The 16800-nt window shown below is 54.0% G+C and carries 15 protein-coding genes and 1 pseudogene; 7 read left to right on the top strand and 9 right to left on the bottom strand.

Annotated features, from left to right (window positions below):
* Positions 1–129 precede the first annotated feature (129 nt).
* Positions 130–1194: a 2,3-butanediol dehydrogenase gene (locus HMPREF2907_RS09145; RefSeq protein ID WP_003776525.1), complete on the top strand. Its 1065-nt coding sequence runs from the start codon at positions 130–132 to the stop codon at positions 1192–1194.
* Between the two features lie 274 nt (positions 1195–1468).
* Here the strand turns inward: HMPREF2907_RS09145 and HMPREF2907_RS09140 are convergent, their stop codons facing one another.
* From HMPREF2907_RS09140 to edd, 9 genes are all read right to left on the bottom strand, one after another.
* On the bottom strand, positions 1469–3643 hold the full coding sequence (locus HMPREF2907_RS09140; protein WP_070682383.1) for a TonB-dependent siderophore receptor: 2175 nt from the start codon (positions 3641–3643) through the stop codon (positions 1469–1471).
* Between the two features lie 360 nt (positions 3644–4003).
* A complete protein-coding gene (locus tag HMPREF2907_RS09135) occupies positions 4004–4642 on the bottom strand; it encodes a 7-carboxy-7-deazaguanine synthase QueE (protein ID WP_070682380.1) in 639 nt (212 codons plus the stop codon).
* Positions 4639–5010: a DUF1304 domain-containing protein gene (locus HMPREF2907_RS09130; RefSeq protein ID WP_070682379.1), complete on the bottom strand. Its 372-nt coding sequence runs from the start codon at positions 5008–5010 to the stop codon at positions 4639–4641. The genes HMPREF2907_RS09135 and HMPREF2907_RS09130 overlap by 4 nt, the downstream gene beginning before the upstream one ends.
* 194 nt (positions 5011–5204) lie before the next feature.
* Positions 5205–5627, bottom strand: coding sequence for a 6-carboxytetrahydropterin synthase QueD (queD, locus tag HMPREF2907_RS09125; protein WP_070682376.1), 423 nt, complete (start codon positions 5625–5627; stop codon positions 5205–5207).
* A 10-nt stretch (positions 5628–5637) separates the two neighbouring features.
* Positions 5638–6153: a DUF1543 domain-containing protein gene (locus tag HMPREF2907_RS09120; protein ID WP_070682373.1), complete on the bottom strand. Its 516-nt coding sequence runs from the start codon at positions 6151–6153 to the stop codon at positions 5638–5640.
* A 32-nt stretch (positions 6154–6185) separates the two neighbouring features.
* Positions 6186–6845, bottom strand: a complete 660-nt coding sequence (gene queC, locus HMPREF2907_RS09115; RefSeq protein ID WP_070682371.1) for a 7-cyano-7-deazaguanine synthase QueC — start codon at positions 6843–6845, stop codon at positions 6186–6188.
* Between the two features lie 163 nt (positions 6846–7008).
* A complete protein-coding gene (locus HMPREF2907_RS09110; protein ID WP_060975353.1) occupies positions 7009–7647 on the bottom strand; it encodes a bifunctional 4-hydroxy-2-oxoglutarate aldolase/2-dehydro-3-deoxy-phosphogluconate aldolase in 639 nt (212 codons plus the stop codon).
* Positions 7648–7706: 59 nt separating this feature from the next.
* Positions 7707–7844, bottom strand: coding sequence for a hypothetical protein (locus tag HMPREF2907_RS12995; protein WP_168165212.1), 138 nt, complete (start codon positions 7842–7844; stop codon positions 7707–7709).
* A 219-nt stretch (positions 7845–8063) separates the two neighbouring features.
* Positions 8064–9899 (bottom strand): phosphogluconate dehydratase, encoded by a 1836-nt coding sequence (gene edd, locus HMPREF2907_RS09105; protein WP_003757974.1) that lies wholly within the window; start codon positions 9897–9899, stop codon positions 8064–8066.
* Between the two features lie 569 nt (positions 9900–10468).
* On the opposite strand from edd, the gene zwf reads away from it, so the two are divergent.
* The 6 genes and pseudogenes from zwf to pgi all read left to right on the top strand — a co-directional run bounded on the left by zwf (position 10469) and on the right by pgi (position 16672).
* A complete protein-coding gene (gene zwf / locus HMPREF2907_RS09100) occupies positions 10469–11914 on the top strand; it encodes a glucose-6-phosphate dehydrogenase (protein WP_003757970.1) in 1446 nt (481 codons plus the stop codon).
* Between the two features lie 215 nt (positions 11915–12129).
* A complete protein-coding gene (pgl, locus tag HMPREF2907_RS09095; RefSeq protein WP_070682367.1) occupies positions 12130–12825 on the top strand; it encodes a 6-phosphogluconolactonase in 696 nt (231 codons plus the stop codon).
* Positions 12806–13807 (top strand): glucokinase, encoded by a 1002-nt coding sequence (locus HMPREF2907_RS09090; protein ID WP_003741556.1) that lies wholly within the window; start codon positions 12806–12808, stop codon positions 13805–13807. Before pgl ends, HMPREF2907_RS09090 begins: the two co-directional genes overlap by 20 nt.
* Positions 13808–13856: 49 nt before the next feature.
* A complete protein-coding gene (gene hexR / locus HMPREF2907_RS09085) occupies positions 13857–14705 on the top strand; it encodes a DNA-binding transcriptional regulator HexR (protein ID WP_003776986.1) in 849 nt (282 codons plus the stop codon).
* Positions 14698–14821, top strand: a pseudogene (locus HMPREF2907_RS13295) (IS5/IS1182 family transposase); the annotation flags it as partial. The gene hexR and the pseudogene HMPREF2907_RS13295, both read left to right, overlap by 8 nt.
* Positions 14822–15028: 207 nt before the next feature.
* A complete protein-coding gene (gene pgi / locus HMPREF2907_RS09080) occupies positions 15029–16672 on the top strand; it encodes a glucose-6-phosphate isomerase (RefSeq protein ID WP_070682365.1) in 1644 nt (547 codons plus the stop codon).
* Positions 16673–16800 lie beyond the last annotated feature (128 nt).

The following is a 16800-nucleotide window of genomic DNA, read 5'->3' as shown; positions in this document are numbered from 1 at the left end:
GTACTGGTTTAAAGTTAATCCACTATAATAAAAACTGTCGTCATTCAAGCGCACACCTACCCTTCCCCGAAAAGCCGTCCTACCTTTCAGACGACCTTTCTTTTCAACCTCAAAACAAGGAGCGTTACAATGAAAGCAGCACGTTTTTACGATAAAGGCGACATCCGCATCGAAGACATCCCCGAACCGACCGTCGCCCCCGGCACCGTCGGCATCAATGTTGCTTGGTGTGGCATCTGCGGTACCGACCTGCACGAATTCATGGAAGGCCCGATTTTCATTCCGCCCTGCGGCCATCCGCACCCGATTTCCGGCGAGTCAGCGCCCGTAACGATGGGACACGAGTTCTCCGGCGTGGTTTATGCCGTCGGCGAAGGCGTGGACGACCTCAAAGTCGGACAACACGTCGTGGTCGAACCCTACATCATCCGCGATGACGTACCGACCGGCGAAGGCAGCAACTACCACCTCTCCAAAGACATGAACTTCATCGGCTTGGGCGGCTGCGGTGGCGGCCTTGCCGAAAAAATCGCCGTCAAACGCCGCTGGGTGCATCCGATTTCCGACAAAATCCCGTTAGACCAAGCCGCTTTGATTGAGCCTCTGTCCGTCGGCCATCACGCCTACGTCCGCAGCGGCGCGAAAGCAGGCGACGTCGCATTGGTCGGCGGTGCAGGTCCGATCGGTTTACTGCTTGCCGCCGTATTGAAAGCCAAAGGCATCAAAGTCATCATCACCGAATTGAGCAAAGCGCGCAAAGACAAAGCCCGCGAATCCGGCGTTGCCGACTACATCCTCGACCCGTCTGAAGTCGATGTCGTCGAAGAAGTGAAAAAACTGACCAACGGCGAAGGCGTGGATGTCGCATTCGAATGCACCAGCGTCAACAAAGTGCTGGACACCATGGTCGAAGCCTGCCGCCCAACCGCGAAGGTCGTCATCGTATCCATTTGGAGCCACCCCGCCACCATCAACGTCCACAGCGTCGTGATGAAAGAGCTGGACGTGCGCGGCACCATCGCCTACTGCAACGACCATGCCGAAACCATCAAACTGGTGGAAGAAGGCAAAATCAACCTCGAACCTTTCATCACCCAGCGTATCAAGCTGGACGAGCTGATTTCCGAAGGCTTCGAGCGTCTGATTCACAACAACGAATCCGCCGTTAAAATCATCGTCAATCCCAACCTGTAAACGACTAGCGGACTGATATAGCTAAATAACTTTTTTCGATACACAACTTATCGGTTATCGTTATTCCTGCGCAGGCATGAATCCATTTTTGAAATTCAGAAACTGTTTTTCAAATCAAGGTTTCTCAAGTTTTACAATGGATTCCCGCCTACGCGGGAATGACGGAATTTGATGACATACCGTATTTAAAGTTAAGTATGCTCGCTATAAAAACACAAAGGTCGTCTGAAAACCTCAAACCGAGATTTTCAGACGACCTTTTCTTCTGCCTGCTTTAGAACGTGTGTTTCAACGTAGCGGTCAGGCTGCGCGGCGTGCCGTAAACGTGGATGTCGAGCATGGTGCGGTAGCGTTTGTTGAACACGTTTTCAAAGTCCAAACCGATTTGGGTGGATTTGCCGATTTTGTAATGCGCGGTCAAGTCCAGCGTAGCGTATGGGCGTTGGGTCAAGGCTTCTTTACCGGCAGCGGTAAGGGGCTGGTATTCATCAGATACTGCGTTTGTACCGCTTTGCCAGTTGACGTTTGCACCCAAGTTTAGGCGGTCGGTAACGTCATACGCAGTAAAGAGTTTGAAAAGGTGGGTAGGATAAGAAGGGTTGACCAAATTGCCCGCATCGTTTTTGAGTTTGGAGTACGCATAAGAAGCATTGATCAGCCATTTGTCGCTCAAGCGTCCGCCGACGGACAATTCTACGCCTTTGGTCGTTGTGTTGTTAACAGATTCATAGTAAATACGTTGATGTTCATCATCACGAATTTCTTTCCCCAAATGGTCGCGTTTATTGATAAATGCAGCCGCAGAAGCGTTCAAACGGTCTTCAAACCACGAGGCTTTTAAGCCGAGTTCATATGTTTTGCCGCGTTGCGGTTCGAGCGGTTTGCCGTTTCGATCCAAATAGCGCGGTTGCGGGCGGAATATGGTGGTATAGGAGGTGTAGGCTGTCAGATTGTCGTTTAAATCATAACTTGCGCCCAAATAGGGGATAAATACCTTGTTTTTATGCCTGCTGTCGGCAAAATGGTTGCGATCGGAACTGTAGCGGTATTGCCAATCGACAAACCGTCCGCCGCCTATCAATGCCAGCCTGTCGGTCAGTTTGAAACGGGTCGAACCGTAAACAGAGAGGTTTTTCATATGGGCAAAGCCGTCGCGAATGTAGGGTATGGCCGGTTTTGTGAAATTTCCGTCAAAAAGGCGCAAATCAGGGACAATCCCATCTTCATTTTCTTCGTAATATGAAGGAGTTTCCTTATCGTACTGATAGCTGATGCCGGCATTGAATTCATGTTTGCGTCCCAAAAGCGGGTAATCGCCGTCCAAATTCAGAGAAAAATCTTGGTCGGTGTACTTGGCTTGGTCGCGCTCGGCAACAAATACAGCGGAATAGTCCGGATAAATGGTAAAAGGACCGGCCATGCCGGAAACTGCATCACTTTTCCCATAAGTATGGCTGTAGTTGCCGTTCAGAGCCCAACCGTTTTCAAATTCATGATTGATAGAGGTGAAGATTTCCGCACTGTTTTCTTTACCGTAAGCCCATTTTGCCGAGGAATTACTGCGCGGTGAGGCTGCAAACGGTTTGAAAGGTTGATTGTTTCTAGGGTTTCCCGCTACGGTCAGATAGCTGAAAGGCGAGCTGCCGGTATTGCGGAAACGGTGTATTTCCGTACCGAGGCGCCAGTGGGTTTGCGGCGTGAGGTCGTAAGACAGAATGCCGTAGAAAGTGTGATTGTGGCGCGAAGTGTTCGGCAAGTAATCGCCGCCGTGGTCACTAACCAAAATGGCGCGGCCGCGCAAGGTATTGTCGGCATTCAGAGGGTGATTGGCATCAAGGACGAAGCGGTAGTGTTTCCAAGACCCCACACCGGCTTCCACGCTGACGGCTGGTTTGGCAGTCGGTTTTTTGCGTTCCAAAGCAACCGTACCGCCCGGTTCACCCATACCGCCGTTGGACAAACCGCTTGCGCCGCGTACGACGACGACTTGTTCGTACAATGCGCTGTCCAGATTGTTGGTGCCGCGGCGGATGGCTTTACTGTCGTAAAGGAATTTGGGCGCGCCGTCCACGGAAATGCTGTCAATCGCCTGACTGCGCGAAATAAACTCGCTGTGGCCGGAGACGTTGTTGCCCATTTTGCTGTGGAACACGCCCGGTGTTTGTTTCAACACGTCCTGCAAGGTATCCAAACCTTGATCGTCCATTTGTTTTTCGGTAACGACGGACAAAGACTGCGGCGTTTCGCGCTGGGTCAGGCGGATGCCGGTAGCAGCAGAGGAAGCGGGAATGGTGTAGTTGTTGGTCGTCTGTTTGCCGATGCCCTTTACTTGGACGGTAGGCAAATCAACCTGCTCAAGCCCATCCCCTGCCCCGAAGGAATAGGTGGATAAAAGTGCGGCAGCAACGGCAACCGGCAAACGCGCCAGACGAAATTTAGATAATGGCATGGTGTCTCCTAATTATTCAGCCGTCCGAATGGCGGCGGAGCTCAAAGCCTCCTTACGCAAATCGGCAGTAAATGGCTTTTTTTGTATCGCAAAATGAGAATTTTTATCAAATTTCCGTAACAGGATGAAATAAAGCGGTCGGAGTATATTGAACAGTCGGAAAAGAATCAAATAATTTACATCTTTTCCAATACGTCATTTCCATCTGTATTGATTCCTGTCTTTCATTTTTTATCAAACAAACCCGGCAGCCGCAAAAAAGGTCGTCTGAAAATTTTCAGACGACCTTTTTCAATAATATAAGGATTTAGAAGAGTGATATTTGCGTATTAGGTTGGCGTTTGATTCTTCACTATTCCCCTACTCTATCCCCGCCCATTTGTGCGTCTGCACGCTCAACTGCCAATGCACGGGCGCATCAGGGCGGCTGTTTAAGAGACCGATTTGGCGGATGGTGTCGTAGATGTTCATCGCGCCGTCTTGTTCGCAGGGCGAAAGGTAGTAACGACGCGCGCGGATTTTACGCTCCATGTTTTGGCAGAATCCGACCACATCGCCGTCGGCAACAATCCGCACTTCGTCAGCTTCGGCGATGCAGTTTGTTTCGTATTTGTCGGCGTAGCAGGCTTTGGGGCTGGTGGCGACGTAGTCGATTTGCGGCGGCGCGGACTTGAGTCCGTTGGTTTCGATACAGAGGAAATAGCCTTCGGCTTTGAGCGCATCCAGCAGCGTATCAAGATGCGGCTGTATGGTCGGCTCGCCGCCGGTAATGATGATATTGCGGGCGGTGTAGGTTTTCAGACGACCTAAGATGTCAGACAGGCTCATCATGCCGAATTTTAAATAATCGGTATCACACCAGCCGCACGCTAAATTGCATTTGCCCAAGCGGAGGAAAACGGCAGGCATGCCCGTGTTCCAGCCCTCGCCTTGCAGGCTCTCGAAAATTTCGACGATGCGGTATTGCGGATTTTCGGGGGCGACGCTGATTTTTTTCATACTGCCAACACCGCTGCTGCCGCCAGCATCGCGGGCAGGCCTTGCTTGACGAGTATGCCTTTGTTGCCGGAAGAGAACGCGCCCCATGCGGCGGCAATCAACACGAAGCCGAGAAACAGAATCGTCGCGCCGTAAACGGCATTGTCCGGCGCGGCAAACTGAGACCACACCAGCCCGATGCCGAGAAAGCCGTTATACAGCCCTTGGTTGCTGAACAGGGTCTGCACGCGCTTTTGTTCCATAAATTCATAAGGCAGATTGAACATTTCCGCCGCTTTTTCGCTGGGAATCTGCGTCATTTCAAGCCAAGCGATGTAGAAATGTTCGGCCGCGACGAGGAGGACTAGGATGGTGGGAAGAAGTTTCATGGGTGTTCCTTTTAATGGGTGTATTTGATATGGAAGGTCGTCTGAAAAAACGGGGGGAATCCTTACTGGAAAAAAACCGTTTTAAAGTAGATTCAAATAAGGACGCCCCACATCGTCATTCCCGCGCAGACGGGAATGACGCGGTTGGGCATGTCTTATTTGAATTTACTATATTGATACGTGCAAGATATTCCCTACTCCCCTTCATACTCCGCACACGATGTCGGCGTTTCCCACAGTTTCACGCTGCACACTTTCAGCCCTGCGTTTTTCAAACGGTCATACATTTCGACCGCCATATTTTCGGCGGTAGTGCGGCAAGGCAGGCACAGGGTTTTCATATTCCAGCCCTCCAAGAGCGCGGCGATTTGGCATTCGCGCTCGTTCCCGCCGTTGTAGATAAACGCGTGGTCGAAGGGGTCGGTGATATGTTTTTTGACGGCGGCTTTGAGGTCGGTGAAATCCATCACCATGCCGTCTTTCGCGCCACCCCGTATGGGTTCGTCTGAAACGGTGATTTCGAGTTTGTAGGTATGCCCGTGCAAGTTTTGGCATTTGCCGTCATGCCCGTCGAGCATGTGTGAAGAGTCGAAGGTAAATATCTTGGTAATTTTCATGGTCGGTACTTTAAATCGGTAAATAGCCCTGAAAGCCGATTTCGGCAGGCTTGCCGTGCGGATTCGGGGTCAGGCGGATGGTGTGATTTCCGATGCGGTCGAGCCGGAGCAGGTTGTCCACGTCTTTTAAGTTGTCTTTATGCTGCTGAACATGGTCGGTCAACAGGGTTTGCAGGGCTTTTTGTTTGGCTTCGGCAGGCGTGGCGGCGGCGAACAGTCCGAAAGCGTGCGCCTCGGCAAGCTGCCCCGCACGATAGCCGCCGACATTGACGAAATACAGGTGCGGGGCGTTTTCAGACGACCCCTGCGGCTCGGCGTGGTCGGATACATCGACATCGTAACCGTCCACCCATTCGACAATCTGCCAGCCGTCGATGTGGATTTTGTCCGCATCGCCGAACCATGCGGCTTTGAGCGCTGGGATGGCTTCGCGGTAATCGTCGCACACGGCAAACTGAATGTCGTGTACTTCGATATTGGAACGGCCTGCGTTACCGCCGAGATAGAACATATAAAGTTTGGGCATGATAAGGCTTGTATCGGATGATGGTTGTATTTTCAGACGACCCTTTTATTTTCCAAATACTCCGCCAGCCCGCGCTCGCGCAACACGCAGCTCGGACATTCGTGACAGCCGCCGACGATGCCGTTGTAGCAGGTGTGTGTCTCTTCGCGGATGTAGTCCAGCGCGCCCATTTCGTCCGCCAGCGCCCAAGTTTGCGCTTTGGTCAGGTACATCAGCGGGGTGTGGATTTGAAAGGCGTAGTCCATCGCCAGATTGAGGGTAACGTTCATGGATTTGACGAACACGTCGCGGCAGTCGGGGTAGCCGGAGAAGTCGGTTTCGCACACGCCAGCGATGATGTGCCTGATGCCCTGTCCTTTGGCGTAGATGGCGGCGTAGAGTAGAAACAGGGCGTTGCGTCCGTCCACGAAGGTATTGGGCAGGCCGTCTGAAGCGGTTTCGATGGCGGCGGTGTCGTCCATCAGGGCGTTGTGCGTAATCTGCTGCATCAGGCTCAAGTCGAGTACGGTTTGTTTGACGCCTAAATCCTGCGCGATCCAGCGGGCGCGTTCCAGCTCGACGGCGTGGCGTTGCCCGTATTGGAAAGTGATGGCTTGGACGTTTTCGCGCCCGTAGGTTTGAATCGCCTGAACCAGGCAGGTGGTGGAGTCCTGGCCGCCGGAGAAGATGACCAAGGCTTGTTGGTTTTGCATGGTGAATCCTAGTTTTGGTAACGCGGGAGGTTTGCGAACCGCGAAAATGGAAAAAAATCGTACGGATTATAGCGGATTTCGTCCGAATATACGCCGCCTGAAGGAACAAGGTCGTCTGAAACCCTAGAAAACGGTTTCAGACGACCTTTAGGATATGGGAGCATCAGGCTTTGGGTTTCAATGCCGCTGCTTCTTTGGCGAGGCGGGTGATGGCGTCCCAGTCTTTGTTTTTAACGGCTTCTTTCGGAGTCAGCCATGAGCCGCCGACACACAAGACGTTGGGTAGTGCCAAGTAATCGGGCGCGGTGGCGAGGCTGATGCCGCCAGTCGGGCAGAAGCGCACGTCGGCATAAGGACCGTAGAGTGCTTTGAGCATGGCTTTGCCGCCGACGACTTCGGCGGGGAAGAGTTTGAGGGTATCGATACCGTGTTCCAAAGCCAGTTGGACTTCGCCCGGAGTGGCAACGCCGGGAATCAGGGGGATGCCGCTGTTGTGGCTGGCTTTGGCGAGGGATTCGTGCAAACCCGGGCTGATGGCGAAAACCGCGCCTGCGTCTTCAACGGCTTTAAGCTGCTCGGGGTTGGTAACCGTACCCGCGCCGACGATGGCGTTGGGCACTTCTTTGGCAATCAGGCGGATGGCGTCGAGGCCGACGGGGGTGCGTAGGGTGATTTCGAGGGTGGGGATGCCGCCTTCGACAAGGGCGTGGGACAAATCGACAGCGGTGCTTAAGTCGTCAATCGCCATGACGGGCACGACTGCGCCGGCAGTCAGGATTTCGCGTGGGGTCAGTTTGGACATTTCGATTCTCCAGGTGGGATGGGGTTGTCGTTTTTGTTGAGGTCAAACGGGATGGGGTTTTAAGTTTTCAGACGACCTTTGGGGGCTATATTCGGATACCCGTATCCGACAAATGCCACAATAACGTCGGATTCGAGAATCCGACCTACGTCTACTGTGCCGGCAGTCAGGATTTCGCGTGGGGTCAGTTTGGACATTTCGATTCTCCAGGTGGGATGGGGTTGTCGTTTTTGTTGAGGTCAAACGGGATGGGGTTTTAAGTTTTCAGACGACCTTTGGGGCTGTAGGTCGGATTCTTGAATCCGACATCTTGGGCGGCTGTGTCGGATTTCGAGTATCCGACTTACGTCTGTTTTAAACGGCTTGAATAATTTTTCAGACGACCTTTCGTTCACAAAGGTCGTCTGAAACGTACATCAGGCAAATTCGCCGCCGAAGCTCATGGCGCCGGTTTCTGCGCTGCTGGTCATGCTGCGGAAGTTGGCGAAGAGTTCGCGGCCACAGCCTTGTTGGTTGGCGCTCAAGTCGATGTGTTCGACTTCGCGGGCGTTCCATTCGGCTTCGTTAATCAGGACGTTGAGTTCGCCGGTAACGGAGTCGAAGCGGATCAGGTCGCCGGTACGGATTTTGGCGATGTTGCCGCCCATCAGGGCTTCGGGCGTCATGTGGATGGATGCGGGTACTTTGCCGGATGCGCCGGACATACGGCCGTCGGTCAGCAGCGCCACTTTGAAGCCGCGGTCTTGCAGGATGCCCAAAGGCGGGGTCAGTTTGTGCAACTCAGGCATACCGTTGGCGCGCGGGCCTTGGTAGCGGACGACGCACACAAAATCGCGTTCCAACTCGCCGCGTTCAAATGCGGCCAACACTTCGCGTTGGTCATTGAACACGATGGCGGGCGCTTCGATGATGCGGCAGCCTTCGCGCACGGCGGACACTTTAATCACGCCGCGTCCGATATTGCCTTTCATCAGGCGCAGGCCGCCGTCCGGGGAGAACGGGTTGTCGGCTTTGCGCAGGATGTCGTCGTTGCCGCTGGTTTCGGGGGCTTCGCGCCATTCGAGTTTGCCGTCGATGAGGAAAGGCTCTTTGGTGTAGTGGCGCATACCGTGTCCGACGACGGTATCGACATCGTCGTGCAACAAGCCTGCGTCCAGCAATTCGCGGATAACGAAAGGCAGGCCGCCTGCTGCGGTAAAGTGGTTCACGTCGGCTTTGCCGTTTGGATACACACGAATCAGCAATGGAATGATGGAAGAAATTTCGTCAAAGTCGTCCCAGTTTAAAATCACGCCTGCGGCGCGTGCCATGGCGACGAGGTGCATGGTGTGGTTGGTCGAGCCGCCGGTTGCCATCAGGCCGATCAGGGCGTTGATGAACGATTTTTCGGTCAACATTTCACCCAAGGGTTTGATGGTGCCGTTTTTGATGCCGCGTGCGAGGTGTCCGGCAGCGTAGCGGGTCAGTGCTTCGCGCAGGTCGGTGTAAGGGTGAACGAAAGCGGCGGCGGGCAGGTGTACGCCCATCATTTCCATCATCATTTGGTTGGAGTTTGCCGTACCGTAGAAAGTGCAGGTGCCGGGGCTGTGGTAGGAGCCCATTTCGCTTTCGAGCAAGGCATCACGCCCAACTTTGCCTTCGGCGAAAAGCTGGCGAGTGCGGGCTTTTTCTTTATTGCCAATACCGCTGGACATAGGGCCTGCGGGGACGAAGATGCCCGGAATATGACCGAACGAAAGCGCGCCAATCATCAAACCCGGCACGATTTTGTCGCACACACCCATAAACAGGCTGCCGTCGAACATTTGGTGCGACAGGCCGATGGCGGTACTCATGGCAATCACGTCGCGGGAGAACAGCGACAATTCCATACCGGCGTAGCCTTGCGTGATGCCGTCGCACATGGCGGGCGTACCGCCGGCAACTTGGGCGGTCGCGCCGTTTTTCTGCGCTTCGTCTTTGATTTGGTCGGGGAAGTCTTTAAACGGCTGGTGTGCGGAAACCATGTCGTTGTAGGCGGTGATGATGCCTAAGTTGGGGACGGTGTCCTGAAGCATTTCGATTTTGATGCTTTTGGGCATGGAGGCGTAGCCGTGCGCCAAGTTGCTGCAACCGAGCTGGTTGCGCTCCAGCCTTCCCATTTGTTTGGCGCTGCGGATTTTCGCCAGATATTTTTCGCGGGTCGGACGGCTGCGCTCGATGATGCGCTCGGTGATTTCGGCGAGCTTGGGGTGGATAGGAGTGGGATTCATGTTCGGTCTCCTGTCGGAAGGGGTGGTATGGGATTTTTGTTTGCGCGTTTCTGATTTTTTGTATTGGGTGTGGGGCGTTCAGCGTTTCAGACGACCTTTCAAACTGTACAAGGGGTCGTTTGAAAACCTCACTATAGTGGATTAAACTTTAAACCAGTACGGCGTTGCCTCGCCTTACCGTACTATCTGTACTGTCTGCGGCTTCGTCGCCTTGTCCTGATTTAAATTTAATCCACTATATTTAGATGCAGGCTATTATAATACAAAACCTGTAATTTAGTTACAAAATAATCTGCTAAATGTAAGAAATTTGATTTAAATCGTGATATGCGTCATTTGTGAAAATCTACCAGACCAAACTCATCAAACTTTTAAACTAAGTCAAATAATTTGTAAAAATGAGAATAGACAAAATGTGTAGCCATGTGTAGTATTACTACTCATTAGCCCGCCTGTTTTGAAATTTTGATGCAGGCGATTGGTTTCCATTGCTTTTCTGCCGAAACCGCCCGTCTTTCACGGCATCCGGCGGCACCGGCACAAGGCCTTCCTCAACGAGAGATAAAACGATGAGTACACAAACAAATTTTGATTTGGTGTTGTTCGGCGCGACCGGCGATTTGGCAATGCGTAAGCTGCTGCCTTGTCTGTATCAGGCGCACGTTGCAGGGTTGCTCAATCCTCAGGGTCGTATTTTAGGTGTCAGCCGCAGCGATTTGGATACGGCGGGCTTTTTGGCAAAAGTGGAAACCAACTCCAAAATCCATGTCAAACAAAACTTTTCAGACGACGCCTGGGCATCGTTCGTCAAACGCATCGAATATTTGAAAGTCGACGTTACCCAAGAAGCCGATTTTGCCGCTTTGGGCGAAAAAGTCAAAGCCCGCAAAGAGACCGACAACGTCATCATCTATCTTTCCACCGCGCCGAAATTCTTTGCGCAAGCCTGTGAAAACCTTGCCAAAGTCGGACTGAACGCCGACAACGCGCGCGTCGTTTTGGAAAAACCGCTGGGTACCGACCTCGCCTCTTCCCAACAAATCAATACCGATGTCGCCCGCTACTTCAAAGAAAGCCAAATCTACCGCATCGACCACTACTTAGGCAAAGAAAGCCTGCAAAACCTGCTGGCGCTGCGTTTTGCCAACGTGATGTTCGAGCCGTTGTGGAACAACAAATACATCGAAAGCGTACAACTGACCATCGCCGAACAGCTCGGCGTGGAAGAGCGCGGCGAGTTCTACGACATTACCGGCGCGCTGCGCGACATGGTGCAAAACCACCTGATGCAAATGCTGTGCATGACTGCGATGGAAGCCCCCGCCAGCTTGGATGCCGACGCAGTGCGCGATGAAAAAGTCAAAGTCATCAAATCATTGAAACCGCTGACCATCGAATCCGTCAACGAAAACGTCGTGCGCGGACAATACACCGCCGCCAAAGGCATGAACGGCTATCTTCAAGAAATCAACGTTCCGCAAGACAGCTTCACCGAAACCTACGTCGCCATTAAAGCCGAAATCGAAAACGACCGTTGGAAAGGCGTTCCTTTCTACCTGCGTACCGGCAAACGCATGGCGGGCAAAGTGGCGGAAATCGTATTGAACTTCCGTCCGCTGCAAAACCATATTTTTGAAAACAGCCAAGCCGCGCCAAACCGTTTGGTTATCGAATTGCAGCCGACCGAATCCGTACGCCTCTATACGCAGATGAAAGCGCCGGGCGCAGGCAACAAAGTCGAAATCGTGCCGCTGGCAGCCGACTTGGAAAAAGTCCTCGAAGGCCGCCGCGCCGAAGCTTACGAACGCCTGCTGCTGGACGTCATCAACGGCAAGCTCGCCCTCTTCAACCGCCGCGACGAACTCGAAGCCGCTTGGGAATATGTGATGCCGATTTTGGAAAACTGGGCAAGCAACACCACCCCGCCGCACGGCTACGACGCGCATTCATGGGGTCCGGAAGCCGCCCGCGAACTGTTGGCGCGCGACGGACACAAGTGGCACGAAGACCAGTAAAGCCTTTTCAGACGACCTTTGCTTGAAGCGTTATCGGTTCAAAAAGGTCGTCTGAAACCATAAGGCGGCAGATTAGGCGTTTCCGCCGACATTCGCGCCGCCATCAACGACACAGGCTCTCACTTACTTTCCCGCTCACAAACACTGCCTTTCAGACGACCTCCTGCCCCCTTCTTAACAAAAGGGTCGTCTGAAAACAGAGAAAGGACACTTTTATGTTCGTTTGGCATGAATACGAAAACGCAGCAGCCGCTTCAGAGGCTTTGGCAGACGCAGTCGCCGCCGCGCTGCAAAACGCGCTGGATAACAAAGGCAGCGCAGTGTTGGCGGTTTCCGGCGGCCGCTCGCCGATTCCCTTCTTCCAAGCCTTGTCGCAAAAAGATTTGGACTGGCAAAAAGTCGGCATTACTTTGGTTGACGAGCGCATCGTGCCGACGACCCACGCCGACAGCAATACCGCCTTGGCGCACGAATACCTGCTGCAAAACAAAGCCGCCGCAGCGACCTGGATTCCCGTTGTCGAAGCGGGTAAAACTGAAACTGAATTACAACCCGACAGCGTCGTTGCCTACGCGCTGAAACATTACAAACAACCTGACGTACTGATTTTGGGCATGGGCGGCGACGGACATACCGCCTCCCTTTTCCCGCAAGCGCCGCAGCTGAAGGCAGCCATCAACGAATCAGACGACCCGACCCTTATCCACACCACGCCCGTTACCGCGCCGCACGAGCGCGTCAGCATGACCTTGGGTGCCATCGCCAAAACGGAAAACGTCTTTTTGGCGATTCAGGGTGCGAAGAAAAAAGCCGTTTTCGACAAAGCCGCCGCGCGCGCCGATTTGGAATATCCGACCAGCCTGGTATTGAACCATCAAGGAGTGAACTGCCATGTCTTCTACTCAAACTGATATTCAACAACCCGTCGGCAAAAACTATCCGCGCCTGGTCGCTGACATTGGCGGCACCAACGCCCGCTTCGCGCTCGAAACCGCCCCGCAGCAGATTGAAAAAGCCCAAGTCTTGCCGTGCAAAGACTACGACACCATCGTCGATGCCGCCAAAGCCTATTTGGAACAGGCAGGCGGAGCCGAAGTCCGGCACGCCGCATTCGCCATCGCCAACCCGATTTTGGGCGACTGGGTGCAAATGACCAACCACCACTGGGCGTTTTCCATCGAAACCACCCGGCAGGCATTGGAGCTGGACACCCTCATCCTCTTGAACGACTTTACCGCGCAGGCATTGGCGGTAACGCAGACTTCAAGCAAAGACCTGATGCAGGTAGGCGGGCATAAACCCATCGAATTCGCTCCCAAAGCCGTCATCGGGCCGGGAACCGGTTTGGGCGTGAGCGGACTGGTGCACAGCCCCGCAGGCTGGGTCGCGCTTGCCGGCGAAGGCGGCCATTCCAGTTTCCCGCCGTTTGACGACATGGAAGTTTTGATTTGGCAGTATGCGAAAAACAAATACGGTCATGTTTCCGCCGAACGCTTCCTCAGCGGAGCAGGTTTGAGCCTGATTTACGAAGCACTCGCCAAACGCGACAAACTGAAAAACTACCGCCTCAAACCGTCCGAAATCACCGAAAAAGCCTTAAGCGGCACATCCCCGCTCTGCCGTCAGACTTTGGACATCTTCTGTGCCATGCTCGGCACGGTTGCCTCCAACCTCGCCCTGACGCTGGGCGCGCGCGGCGGCGTGTATTTGTGCGGCGGCATCATCCCCCGCGTTTTGGAATATTTTAAAACCTCACCTTTCCGCAGCCGCTTTGAAAACAAAGGCCGTTTCGAAGCCTATCTCGCCGCGATTCCCGTCTATGTCGTCTTAAGCGAATTTCCGGGCATCACCGGCGCAGCGGCGGCACTCGACAACCACTTGAAAAACGTTTAATCACACAAGCCGCCCCGCCGCGGGGCGGCATACACCGAAGGGCATATTTATGTTAAGCAAAATCAGCGAATCACTGTCAAACCTGTCGGGCGCGGAACGCAAGGTCGCCGAATGCGCCTTGGCGGAACCCAAATGGTTTGTCCATGCCGCCGTCGCCGAAATCGCCGAGCGCGCATCCGTCAGCCAGCCGACCGTCATCCGTTTTTGCCGCAGCCTGGGCTACAAAGGACTGCCCGAGTTCAAACTCGCCCTGTCCGCCAGCATAGGCCACGAAGGTATGCCCTACGTCCATGAAGAGCTCAACGCCGACGACGACATGAGCATCGTTGTCGAAAAAGTATTGGGCAACGCCGCCGCCTCCATTTTGGGCGAACGCCGCTTCCTGAAAGAATCCGAACTGGAAAACGCCATCGCCACCCTGATGCACGCGCGCCGTGTCGAGTTCTACGGCGTCGGCAACTCCGGCATCGTCGCCCAAGATGCGCAACACAAATTCTTCCGCTTCGGCATTTCCACCGTCGCCTACGTCGATACCCACACCCAACTGATGGCAGCCTCCGTCCTGTCCGACCAAGACGTCGTCGTCGCCATTTCCAACACCGGCTCGTCCATCGAGCTTTTAGACGCCGTCAGCATCGCCAAAGAAAACGGCGCATCCGTCATCGCCCTGACCCGCAACGACTCCCCGCTGGCACAGCTTGCCGACTGCGTATTGAGCATCGCCACGCAGGAAAACGCCGAACTCTACACCCCCATGGTGTCCCGCCTGCTGCAACTCGCCGTCATCGACATCCTCGCCATCGGACTCGCCCTTCGCCTGGGCGATGCCGCCAGCCTGCAACTGCAAAAAAGCAAAAAAAGCATACACAACAAACACATCGATTACGACAAAGACTAAACACTATAGTGGATTAAATTTAAATCAGGACAAGGCGACGAAGCCGCAGACAGTACAGATAGTACGATAAGGGCGAGGCAACGCCGTACTGGTTTAAAGTTAAGCCACTATACATTTTCAGACGACCCGACATATCCCAAGGTCGTCTGAAAATACCGACCAAAAAATCAGTGCCGCCGTTTTTCTTCAATATTGACACCCAACCCAAATAACGGCAGACCCCGCATTCACACCCAACCCTAAAAACGGAAACCCACCCGTTCCCGTTTCAGACGACCTCGCGGCCGTTTTCCCACAAAACCGTCCAACCTCAGGAGCATCCGATGAAACACCTTCACGACTTACCGGCTTGGTCAAAATTATGGATACATTTTGACGAAACCAAAGAACAACACATACGCGAAATGTTCGATCAAGACCCGCAGCGTGCCGAACGCTACTGGCTGCAAGTCGGCGGACTGACGCTGGATTACTCCAAAAACCGCATCAACGACGAAACCATGGCACTGTTGTTCGAGCTTGCCCGTGAAGCCGGCGTACCCGAACGCATGCAGCAGATGTTCCGCGGCGAAAAAATCAACACCACCGAAAACCGCGCCGTCCTCCATGTCGCCCTACGCAACCGCACCAACTCCCCCATCGTCGTTGACGGCGAAGACGTCATGCCCAAAGTCAACCACGTCCTCCAACGCATGGGCGAATTCGCACACGAAGTCCGCAGCGGCAGCTGGTTAGGCTACACCAACCAAGTCATCACCGACATCGTCAACATCGGCATCGGCGGCTCCGACCTCGGCCCGCTGATGATGTGTACCGCGCTCAAGCCCTTCGGACACCCCCGCCTCAACATGCACTTCGTCTCCAACGTGGACGGCTCCCAACTGCGCGACGTATTGTCCAAAGTCCACCCCGAGACCACCCTCTTCATCATCGCCTCTAAAACCTTCACCACTCAAGAAACCCTCACTAACGCCCTGACCGCGCGCAAATGGTTCCTTGACCACGCAGGCGACGAAGCCGCCGTCGCCAAACACTTCGTCGCCGTCTCCACCAACCAAAAAGCCGTTGCCGAATTCGGCATCGACACCGCCAACATGTTCGAATTTTGGGACTGGGTCGGCGGACGATACAGCCTCTGGTCAGCCATCGGCCTGCCCATCATGCTCTATTTGGGCGAAGAAAACTTCATCGAAATGCTCAACGGCGCGCACCTGATGGACCAACACTTCATCAACACCCCGCTCGAGCGCAACATGCCCGTCATCCTCGCCCTCATCGGCATCTGGTACATCAACTACTACGGCGGCGGCAGCCACGTCATCGCGCCTTACGACCAACACCTCCACCGCCTGCCCAAATTCATCCAGCAGCTCGACATGGAGAGCAACGGCAAACAAGTTACCCTCGACGGCAAAGCAGTCGGCTACGAAACCTCCCCGATTATTTGGGGCGAAACCGGCATCAACGGTCAGCACGCCTTCTTCCAACTGCTGCACCAAGGCACCCACATTACCCCGATCGACCTCATCGCCTCGCTTGAAAAACGCAGCAACCTGCGCGGCCACCATGAAATCCTACTCGCCAACGTCTTCGCCCAAGCCGAAGCCTTCATGCGCGGCAAAACCCCCGACGAAGTCCGCGCCGAACTCAAAGCCCAAGGCATGGAAGCAGAGCGCATCGAAGAGCTGGTTCCGCACAAAACCTTCTCAGGCAACCGCCCGACCAACCTCATCCTCATGGACAAAATCAACCCCCGCAACATGGGCAGCCTGATCGCCATGTACGAACACAAAACCTTCGTCCAAGGCATCATCTGGGGCATCAACAGCTTCGACCAATGGGGCGTCGAACTCGGCAAACAGCTCGCCAAAACCATCCTCGCCGAACTGACCGGCGAAACCGGCGTACAAAAACACGACAGCTCCACCACCCGCCTGATCAACCTTTATCTGAACGCCAACAAATAAAGACAGCCCCATCAGGACAAAAGGTCGTCTGAAAACCCAGATTCAAGGTTTTCAGACGACCTTTTTTACCGAATACCGCCGCGTTAATACAGATATATTGGATTAAATTTAAATCAGGACAAGGCGAC

Origin of the sequence: Neisseria sp. HMSC055H02 (assembly GCF_001813335.1) — a bacterium.
Lineage (GTDB): Bacteria > Pseudomonadota > Gammaproteobacteria > Burkholderiales > Neisseriaceae > Neisseria > Neisseria sicca_C.
The sequence above is the reverse complement of the archived record's forward strand: the minus strand, read 5'-3'. Positions and strand labels throughout refer to the sequence as shown.

What these genes read in the sequence shown, in the direction of transcription:
- HMPREF2907_RS09145 (WP_003776525.1), top strand. Translation starts at nt 130, where the DNA reads ATGAAAGCAGCACGTTTTTACGATAAAGGCGACATCCGCATCGAAGAC.
- HMPREF2907_RS09140 (WP_070682383.1), bottom strand. Translation starts at nt 3,643, where the DNA reads ATGCCATTATCTAAATTTCGTCTGGCGCGTTTGCCGGTTGCCGTTGCT.
- HMPREF2907_RS09135 (WP_070682380.1), bottom strand. Translation starts at nt 4,642, where the DNA reads ATGAAAAAAATCAGCGTCGCCCCCGAAAATCCGCAATACCGCATCGTC.
- HMPREF2907_RS09130 (WP_070682379.1), bottom strand. Translation starts at nt 5,010, where the DNA reads ATGAAACTTCTTCCCACCATCCTAGTCCTCCTCGTCGCGGCCGAACAT.
- queD (WP_070682376.1), bottom strand. Translation starts at nt 5,627, where the DNA reads ATGAAAATTACCAAGATATTTACCTTCGACTCTTCACACATGCTCGAC.
- HMPREF2907_RS09120 (WP_070682373.1), bottom strand. Translation starts at nt 6,153, where the DNA reads ATGCCCAAACTTTATATGTTCTATCTCGGCGGTAACGCAGGCCGTTCC.
- queC (WP_070682371.1), bottom strand. Translation starts at nt 6,845, where the DNA reads ATGCAAAACCAACAAGCCTTGGTCATCTTCTCCGGCGGCCAGGACTCC.
- HMPREF2907_RS09110 (WP_060975353.1), bottom strand. Translation starts at nt 7,647, where the DNA reads ATGTCCAAACTGACCCCACGCGAAATCCTGACTGCCGGCGCAGTCGTG.
- HMPREF2907_RS12995 (WP_168165212.1), bottom strand. Translation starts at nt 7,844, where the DNA reads ATGTCCAAACTGACCCCACGCGAAATCCTGACTGCCGGCACAGTAGAC.
- edd (WP_003757974.1), bottom strand. Translation starts at nt 9,899, where the DNA reads ATGAATCCCACTCCTATCCACCCCAAGCTCGCCGAAATCACCGAGCGC.
- zwf (WP_003757970.1), top strand. Translation starts at nt 10,469, where the DNA reads ATGAGTACACAAACAAATTTTGATTTGGTGTTGTTCGGCGCGACCGGC.
- pgl (WP_070682367.1), top strand. Translation starts at nt 12,130, where the DNA reads ATGTTCGTTTGGCATGAATACGAAAACGCAGCAGCCGCTTCAGAGGCT.
- HMPREF2907_RS09090 (WP_003741556.1), top strand. Translation starts at nt 12,806, where the DNA reads ATGTCTTCTACTCAAACTGATATTCAACAACCCGTCGGCAAAAACTAT.
- hexR (WP_003776986.1), top strand. Translation starts at nt 13,857, where the DNA reads ATGTTAAGCAAAATCAGCGAATCACTGTCAAACCTGTCGGGCGCGGAA.
- pgi (WP_070682365.1), top strand. Translation starts at nt 15,029, where the DNA reads ATGAAACACCTTCACGACTTACCGGCTTGGTCAAAATTATGGATACAT.